The organism is Cellulosilyticum ruminicola JCM 14822 (genome assembly GCF_001311925.1).
Classification (GTDB): Bacteria; Bacillota; Clostridia; order Lachnospirales; family Cellulosilyticaceae; genus Cellulosilyticum; species Cellulosilyticum ruminicola.
In genome coordinates this window covers 1-7,218 of the sequence record NZ_BBCG01000096.1, presented here as the reverse complement: position 1 = coordinate 7,218, position 7,218 = coordinate 1, and the positions used below count along the sequence as shown (strand labels likewise).

The window sequence follows — 7,218 nt, the reverse complement described above, 5'->3', positions numbered from 1 at the left end:
GAAGTTCTCCGTATCTAAGTTTGTTCGCACTTACTAGAGTACATGACACCAGATGTATTTTTTATCTGTAAAATTTGGTATTTAGTTTGTCAAGCACAGTTTATGGTGATGAACCTTTAATTGAAAACGAAAGTTTACGTATGACGCGTTTGGTAAATGATTTACTTCTTTTGACTAATGCCGACTCCTGTCACTGGCATATTTCAAAAGATGAAACCGAGTTAGATACACTTTTAATTGATCTTTATGAAAATTACCTCCCAATAACTCGTCAAAATCATAAAGCACTTAAGATTTGCTTACCAAATGAGATATTTCCACCTCTTCTCGTGGATAAAGATCGCATTAATCAATGCCTTATTATCCTCTTAGATAATGCCATCACCCATACGCCACCTAATACACAAATTACATTGGCACTACAGCAAAATAATCACTTTATAGAATTAGTCATTCAAGATAATGGTAATGTTATTCCTAACGACTTAAAATCTAGAGTTTTTGAACGTTTTTACCAAGTAGATTCTTCAAGGCATCATAAGGAACATTATGGCTTAGGTCTAAGCATCGCCTTTGAAATCGTTAAATTACATAAAGGGAATCTCATTTTAAAGGATACTCCTGATGGTGAATGTACCTTTATTATTAGACTATCTTACAAAAGTTAATTTTATATACGCTTTTTGTTATATTTCATTACATATAAAAAATGCTCTTCTTTAGGTAAATAGTTTAAAACTATCCGTCCTAAAGAAGAGCATTTTTAATTATTTAAAAAACATACCCATATGGATTAACTGGTGTACCACCTATACGTACTTCAAAGTGTAAATGGTTTCCTGTTGAATCTCCTGTTGTACCTACACCTGCAATATTTTGTCCTTGTGAAACAGATTCACCTACGTTCACATATAAACTACTACAATGTGCATAATAAGTTTGGTATCCATTACCATGATCAATAATAATTAATTTACCATACCCACCTTGATTATATCCTGAATAAATAACCCTACCACTTGCCGATGCATAAATTGGTGTACCTGCTGGTGCTGCAAAGTCTAAACCATAGTGGAATGTTCCCCATCTTGAACCATAAGTTGAAGAAATTGAGCCACTACCGTTTAATGGATGCATAAACTCAGAAGATGAAGAAACTGAAGCAGAAGCGCTTCCTCCTCCATTATTTGTACTTACTTTTGGTTTTTCCTTTGTACCATAAGCAATAACTTTAATCTTAGCTTCTTTTAAAGTTTTCTCTGAAATCATTTTACGTGAAACTTCTTTACCATTTACCTTTGTAACATCTACAGTTACTTCTTTGATTCCATCATTTCCTTCACGATATACTTTTGTTTCATCTTTATATAAATCTGAGAACTCTACATATTGAATCTTAGCTGGAATAAGCTCTTTATAGTTTGTCTCTGTCACTGTTGTAATTGATAAAATTGGATTTGGTACTTCTAATTTAATAACATCTCCAATTTGCATCTTTGTTTCATCTTCAATTTGTGGATTGATCTCTAATATATGCTCCATTGTTGTACCATATTGCATTGCAAGATCCCAAATATTATCCCCTTCTTGAAGTTCATATTCTAATGTTTCTTGCGTATTACCTAATAATACATTTTCAGCTTCATCTGCTGTTAAAATATCATCTTTATCTACATACACATTACGGATTGTTACATTCTCATGGAAATCTAAATCTTTAATCTCACGTTCAATTTTTTGTCCCTTTGATTTCGAATCCTTGTTTTCAATTATCTTTTCGACTTCAAGTTTTCCTACACTTACAGACTCATTAACTTCTTTTTCTGGAAGTGCTTCTGGGATTTCAATAACTTCTTTGGATGGATCAAGTGCCACATTCCCTTTATCAGCATCTGCCTGCGCTTCACTTAAACCATTGTCTTTAACTGCTGAATCTGTTGTTTCTGATTCTTTCTTGTCTATTGCAGCTGTTGATGTTTCATTTACTGTTTCTATAGACTCCTGAATCACTTTATCCTGAGCTGCCTCTGCTTTAGATGAATCTTCTTGCATCTTTTCAGGTTCCGCATTTTCTTCTTGGCCTTCACTTGCAACTTCTTCATTTTGTACTGTTTCTTCAGTTGCATCTGATTGTAAAATAACACTTCCATCATTTGGCAAATATGATTTTGCTATTTTTTCAAGTACTTGCAATGCAATTTCTCTACTTTCTACTGCTACAAATCCTTTACCATCTACCATAATTTCATAAGCTGCTACATCATAACTTACAGCTTCATTTAAAGCTTTTCTTACATCTTCTTCTGAATTAATCTTTTTACTTGAACTATGTATAGGTTCTACGGCTAATGTTTCATGCACCGCAATATCTGTCCCAACTTCTTCTTTTATATGTTCTACAACACTTGTATAAATAGGTGCAACTGTTTCTTTTTCCTTAACAACAGCTATTACTGCTCCATTAATACTGATTGCATATGCATTATGTCTTAAACTAAACCAAGAAATAGTAACGCCTGCTACCATAGCTGCTGCTACGAGACTGTATTTCTTTTTATTACTTTTCATATGTTCTAAAAAAGCCACCTTGGTTTCCTCCTAGATTTTTTGTTCCATTTATATTTTATAAGCGATTCCTTTATAAAACCTTTACAGGTTTACTTAATTCTTTTTATATTCATTAACTAATATTACGAGACTATTACAATTCAACGAATTATACCAAATTTTTATCACTTTGTAAAGTTTACCCCCCTTAGAAGCAAAAAAAGTGTGAGATTTACCAAAATCTTGCACCTTTTTGACTTTATGTATATTTTATATGCTTCCTTACCTTAAGCTATATCTTAGCTCCGGCCTACCAATGCAGCCTCTATTAATTGAAACTTCTACTCAATCCATTTCTTCTAAATAATCCATATACTTTTTAATTGTAACATTACTTACCCCTATATGATTTGCTAACTCTTTTAATGTCCAACTATTTTCGGATAAATTTTCTAATGTATGAATCACCTTAGCCAAGGTACGACTTTCAAGTCCTTTAGGTAACGTATTTCTTGAAACTTCTTGCTTTTTATAAGTCACATCTATATCGGCTTGTTCCAAAACCACTTTTTGATTTAATATTTCACACTTTCCATCATATTTAGCAATAGCTTCTTGAAATCGTTCAAAAGAAAATGGTTTTACTAAATAATCTATCACGCCATAGGCAAATGCTTCTTGAATTTCATCACTATTTTTAGCTGCTGTAATCATAATAACATCTACTAAATATTTCTTTTCTTCGTAGATCTCTTAAAATTTCTATACCCGTTGTAATAGGTAAATACACATCTACTAATATAAGGTCACCTTTTTCATTCGCCATAATTTCCATTATTTCATCTAATGAAGTTACGGGATCTATCATTTCTACATTCCCCAATCGTTCTAGTTGATTCTTATTGATGGCCGCTGACATAGGATTATCTTATACGATTAATACTTTTCTCATCATTTTGCTCCTCTTGAGTCGTTTGCTACTTATGTCTATGCAATGATTTTTATATGTTATTTCATTATTATAATACAAATTTTAAAATACTTACACTTTTAACTTATTATCTCTTTAAATGAATTAATTAACTTATTTACCATATTCAATAACAAAAGGCTAATTACATACTTTAATCTTTCATGTAATTAGCCTTTTGTTATTGAATATGATCCACTTTTGTGTCACATTACTTTTATATCTTATCATTTCCTTAATAATTGTTTCATTTGACACAGTCGCATTTAAAAACAACACCAATTGCGCCTTGGAATTGTGCATGTAAGACAATATTGACCGAACGTATCCCATACGTAATTCCACCACCTACGCCACAAATAACTGGGATATCTAACACACTTAAAATAGCTTGTGTAATTGTTGACTGTAGTGTTAATGGATAAACATCTACATTAGTATTTTTAATAATTTCAACATCTGTTGTAAATATTAAAGAGCGAAAACATTTTCAAAAGAAATAGATACCCGTACATAAATTAATTTTTTCTGGTACACACACATAATTGTTTCTAAGATTACTAGTTACCTCAGGTATGTCGTTTTGTTCCATCTTTTTCTCCTTCTCATCAATTATCTTGTAGCTTCTACTATACATTATTTACATAAAAAATACATATACCTTATGTAATTTTCTTTTAAAGACGTTTTTAATTTCTCTTTTATTATATACAGCCTCATTTTGTTTATTCTTATTCCACACTAGTTTTCATATATCTTTGTAAATAATAATGCAAACTTTGTATATACTATTTAATAAATCATTTCAATGTATTTCTATGGAGGTTATTATGAAAAATAAGATTTATTTATTTTCCATACTTTCTTTATTTCTAGCATTTCTGCTTATTTTTGAACCTATGCAGGCTGCCCAGCTTTCCTCTACAGAAGAAAAACTTGTTTATCTCACTTTCGATGATGGACCTACCCCTAAAATCACAGAAGAAATACTAGATATTCTAGAGTCAAATAATGTAAAAGCAACATTTTTCATTGTAGGTAAAGAAATTAAAGGTCGTGAAGCTATCTTAAAACGCATTTATGAAGAAGGACACGGCATTGGACTTCATACCTATAGTCATGATTTCAAAAAAATTTATACAAGTTGTGATGCCTTTATCTCAGAAATGGATCAAAATCTTACCATCATTAATGAAGTATTAGGTACCACTCTTGATATTAAAGCAATCCGCTTTCCTGGTGGCAGTTCAGGGCGTCTCACAAAAGCTTGGTTAGAGACACTAACTGCCAAAGGTTATCAAATTTATGACTGGAATGTAGATCTTCAAGATGGGGTCAAAGGTAATTTATCTCCAATTGAATTGGTACGTAATGGCACTAAATTTATGGATAAAAGCTCAAGAAAAATCATCCTAGCTCACTGTAATACAAATAACCAAAACACCTGTAAAGCTTTACCTAATCTCATTAAATACTACAAAGAGCAAGGTTATACTTTTAAAATTATAGATGCCACTACACCCCCTTATTACTATCGCATCAAAAAATGAAATATACTCAAACACAAAAATAGGACGTGTCCTTTAATACGCCCTATTTTTTGATTTTAAATAGACATAAATCCAAATGTGCTAAGAATTGATGTTACTAAAATTGCAACAATACAAACTGGTGCAATATATTTAATAACTACAACGAATAATTTTTCTCTTTTAAATTCAGAGGATTGTTTCACTTCATCAATGAATACTTGTGGTTTAATAATATATCTTACAAAGATACATGTAAGGAATGCTCCTACTGGCATTAAGATTGAATTTGTTAAGAAATCCATTTGATCTAAAATACCAAGACCTAAGATTGTAAATCCACTCCAAATACCATTTCCTAATGAAGATGGAATACCTAAAAGAATGGCACAAATTGTTACTATGATTGTTGCTTTCTTTCTATCCCATTTAAATTCATCACAAAATACTGATACAACAGCTTCCATAAGTGAAATAGCTGATGTTAAAGCTGCAAATAATACTAATAAGAAGAAGATTAATCCTATCACTCTACTCATTCCCATATTGGCAAATACTTTAGGTAAAGTAATAAACATAAGGCCTGGCCCTGCACTTAATGCAGTTTCATCGCCGCCAGAAAAAGCAAATACTGCTGGAATAATCATCATTCCTGCAATAATAGCAATTCCTGTATCAAATAGCTCAATATGTTTAACTGATTTTTCAAGGTCATCTTCCTTGTGGAAGTAAGAACCATATGTAATCATAATCCCCATAGCTAGTGACATAGAATAAAACATTTGTCCTAATGCTGCTACAACTGTCATCCCTGAGAAATGTTCAAAACTTGGTAATAAGAAATATTTAACACCTTCCATACCACCAGGTAAAGTTACTGAATAAATAGCTACAACTATTGATAATATAAGAAGAATTGGCATAAAGATTTTACTTACCTTTTCAATCCCATCTTTTACCCCACGAATAATAACAACCCCACAAAGTACTACGAATATAACTTGCCAAACAATAGGCTCAACTGGTTGTGCAATATATCCTCCAAAATACCCATCTGTAGCCATTGCAATAGTTTCACCTTGCACATAACCTGCAAGATATTTCATAACCCATCCACCAATTACACTGTAGTAAGGTAAAATTAAGAATGCAACAATTGATGCAATAGCGCCAATACAACTATATTTTTTGTTTAATACACGATACGCACCTATTGGACTTAATCCTGTTTTACGTCCTAACGAAGTTTCTGCAATCATAATGGCAAATCCAAAACTCATAACCAATAATATGTAAATTAATAAAAACATCCCCCCACCGTATTTAGCTGCAAGATAGGGAAAACGCCAAATATTCCCAAGTCCAATTGCAGAACCTGCTGCTGCTAATACAAAGCCTACTTTGCCTGTAAATTTACTTCTACTTTCCATTTTGTCCTCCTTTTATATTTTTATCTTCATCAACCATTTTTAAATAATATATCATATAATTTTACATATAGCAACAAAATTCATTTGACATAATATTAAAACTTTTTTAACCCTAATTTTATTGAGTAATTAATCCTTTTTTTATTTTTAAGCAAAAAAAGACTACCTTATTGCAAATTTCAAACTAAGACAGTCTTTTATACTAAACTTTATTGCTATTGTTTATAATTCATAAGCGTTAACTTATAAATAAAATTTTCCAGTAATAAATTCAATAAAAATGGGAAACCTCTATAATCTAATAGTACTCAGATTAGGAGGTTTCCCATGCATATTGCAAAGTTAGTATCTAGACTTTTTAAACTTTTTATACCATCTTTTATAGAAAAAGTTGCAAAATCAGCTTTAAAGTGTTACAAATCAATTTCAGAAAGATATACTATCTATGAACAACTGGAGTTAGAAGAACTTCTTAGCCAAAATAAAGATTCTATTGATTGAGATATTTATATTGGAATCGAAAAATATAACAAGCTTAAAGTCCGCTTAGTAGGTGTAAAACTTTCTGATGACATTGCAACTAAGCGTATCAAAAAGGCAATCCTCCAAAATAATGGTGAAGATATTGACTCACATAATCGTCAGTTTTTACATTGGAATCTTATGGTTACTAACATCAGCAAAGAAGCCCTTAATACATTTATTATTACAGAACTTTATCGTATAAGATGGCAAATAGAAC

Annotated in this window: 7 protein-coding genes; 3 read left to right on the top strand and 4 right to left on the bottom strand. The window is 31.3% G+C overall.

Annotation, left to right across the window (positions count from 1 at the left end):
• Nucleotides 1–86: 86 nt before the first annotated feature.
• Nucleotides 87–668 carry a sensor histidine kinase gene (locus tag JCM14822_RS17310; protein ID WP_054743764.1) on the top strand — a complete coding sequence of 194 codons (582 nt, stop codon included), beginning with the start codon at nucleotides 87–89 and terminating at the stop codon, nucleotides 666–668.
• A gap of 103 nt (nucleotides 669–771) precedes the next feature.
• Here JCM14822_RS17310 and JCM14822_RS17305 read toward each other — a convergent pair whose 3' ends face one another.
• The 3 genes from JCM14822_RS17305 to JCM14822_RS22165 form a co-directional block, all read right to left on the bottom strand.
• Entirely contained in the window at nucleotides 772–2,586 is a 1,815-nt protein-coding gene (locus JCM14822_RS17305; protein WP_054743762.1) for a M23 family metallopeptidase, read from the bottom strand.
• A gap of 306 nt (nucleotides 2,587–2,892) precedes the next feature.
• Nucleotides 2,893–3,261, bottom strand: coding sequence for an HTH domain-containing protein (locus tag JCM14822_RS22170; RefSeq protein ID WP_242861549.1), 369 nt, complete (start codon nucleotides 3,259–3,261; stop codon nucleotides 2,893–2,895).
• Nucleotides 3,245–3,466 (bottom strand): response regulator, encoded by a 222-nt coding sequence (locus tag JCM14822_RS22165; RefSeq protein WP_242861548.1) that lies wholly within the window; start codon nucleotides 3,464–3,466, stop codon nucleotides 3,245–3,247. Before JCM14822_RS22165 ends, JCM14822_RS22170 begins: the two co-directional genes overlap by 17 nt.
• A gap of 881 nt (nucleotides 3,467–4,347) precedes the next feature.
• On the opposite strand from JCM14822_RS22165, the gene JCM14822_RS17295 reads away from it, so the two are divergent.
• On the top strand, nucleotides 4,348–5,067 hold the full coding sequence (locus tag JCM14822_RS17295) for a polysaccharide deacetylase family protein (protein ID WP_054743760.1): 720 nt from the start codon (nucleotides 4,348–4,350) through the stop codon (nucleotides 5,065–5,067).
• A 56-nt stretch (nucleotides 5,068–5,123) separates the two neighbouring features.
• Here the strand turns inward: JCM14822_RS17295 and JCM14822_RS17290 are convergent, their stop codons facing one another.
• Entirely contained in the window at nucleotides 5,124–6,476 is a 1,353-nt protein-coding gene (locus JCM14822_RS17290; RefSeq protein ID WP_054743758.1) for a sodium-dependent transporter, read from the bottom strand.
• Between the two features lie 327 nt (nucleotides 6,477–6,803).
• Here JCM14822_RS17290 and JCM14822_RS20700 point away from each other — a divergent pair, with 327 nt between their 5' ends.
• Nucleotides 6,804–6,977, top strand: coding sequence for a hypothetical protein (locus tag JCM14822_RS20700; protein ID WP_157047864.1), 174 nt, complete (start codon nucleotides 6,804–6,806; stop codon nucleotides 6,975–6,977).
• Nucleotides 6,978–7,218 lie beyond the last annotated feature (241 nt).